We start from the raw sequence: 1,556 nt of genomic DNA, 5'->3' as shown, positions 1-1,556 counted from the left end.
GTACTCAAAAGGAAAACCCCGCCGGAAATCCGACGGGGTTTGTCAGCGGTCTGGGGGGAGGTTTCGGCCTCCCCTTTTTTTATGCCTGTCGCACTTGTGCCTGCCGCGCCCTGGCCGGTATGCCGCAGCGCCAGCGGCGCTACCGCTTGCCGCGACGGCAGGCGCAACGTTAATGTGACTCATCCATAGCCATCGTATCGTCTGTTATTTTTTGCGCAATCGCGCCACGTTCGGGAGGAACAGCATGAGCAAGGCCCTTGACGGCATCCGCATCATCGACATGACCCATAATCAGGCAGGGCCGGCCTGCTGCCAGATTTTGGCCTGGCTCGGCGCCGACGTCATAAAGCTGGAACCGCCCCAGGGCGGCGACGTCGCCCGCGTCGTGCAGCGCGACATTCCGGACCAGGACAGCCTGTTCTTCCTGGTGTTCAACGCGAACAAGCGCAGCATCACGCTGAATCTGAAGTCGGACGAGGGCAAGGAGCTTTTCCGCAAGCTGCTGGCGGAATCCGATGTACTGGTGGAAAACTATTCGCCGGGCGCGCTGAAGCGCATGGGATTCGGTTTCGACGTGCTGCAGGAACTCAATCCGCGGCTGATCTACGCCACGGTCAAGGGCTTCGGCACATACGGCCCCTACAGCCATTTCAAGAGCTTCGAACCCATCGCGCAGGCAATGGGCGGCGCCATGAGCATCACCGGCCATCCGGGCGGACCGCCGACCTATAACTGGGCGGCAATCGGCGATTCCGGCACCGGCATGCATCTCGCCATCGGTATCCTGGCGGCGCTGCAGCAGCGCCACACGACGGGCAAGGGGCAGGAAGTCGAGGTATCCATGCAGGATGCGGTCGCGAACCTCAACCGCGTCGCGATCCGCGACCACCAGCGCTTCAACAAACCCAAGGAGCGCACCGGCAACCAGCTTGGCAATACGGTGCCGGGCACGACCTACCCCACGGCGCCGGGCGGCCCCAATGATTACGTCTTCGTGTTCGTGCAGCCGCAGATGTGGGAATCCTTCCTGGGCGCGATCGACCGGCCGGACCTGAAGGACGATCCCAAATTCGCCACGGGCGAGGCGCGTTGGAATAATCGCGACGAAATGAACGCCATCGTCGAGAAGTGGACCCGGACCAAGACCAAATACGAGGTCATGAAGCTGCTGGGCGATGCTGGCGTCCCCTCCGGCGCGGTGCAGGATACCGGCGAACTTCTCAATGACAAGCATCTCAAGGCGCGCGAGATGGTGGTCGATATCGATTTCCCCGGCCGCGGCAAATATCACACACTGGGCTGCCCGATCAAACTGTCGGATACCCACGCCGATATCGTTCGCCCGCCGCTGCTGGGCGAGCACACGGACGAAATCCTGGAGACGATCTGCAAGGTCGACCCCCAGCAACTGGCCCGGCTGCACGAGGAAAAGATAGTATGATACGCGGCGACGTACGCTGAATCGAAGTTCGTCACCGGACGTTTGCATACCGTTAACGGCGACACCCATTAGGCGTTAAGTTGCAAGAGGGAATATTTTTCCTTGCCGCCGGGCT

The 1,556-nt window shown here is 61.3% G+C and carries 1 protein-coding gene; it reads left to right on the top strand.

The genetic code is table 11. The features are described 5' to 3' along the window. Nucleotides 1–244 precede the first annotated feature (244 nt). The gene (locus WD767_04140) at nucleotides 245–1,441 is read left to right on the top strand and encodes a formyl-CoA transferase (protein ID MEX2615265.1); all 1,197 of its coding nucleotides are present in this window, start codon (nucleotides 245–247) and stop codon (nucleotides 1,439–1,441) included. Nucleotides 1,442–1,556 lie beyond the last annotated feature (115 nt).

Source organism: Alphaproteobacteria bacterium (assembly GCA_040905865.1).
Classification (GTDB): domain Bacteria; phylum Pseudomonadota; class Alphaproteobacteria; order UBA8366.
This window is presented reverse-complemented; position numbering and strand designations above follow the sequence as displayed.

Bases quoted from the DNA above. Each gene is read 5' to 3' on its own strand.
- WD767_04140 (MEX2615265.1), top strand. From the start codon at position 245: ATGAGCAAGGCCCTTGACGGCATCCGCATCATCGACATGACCCATAAT.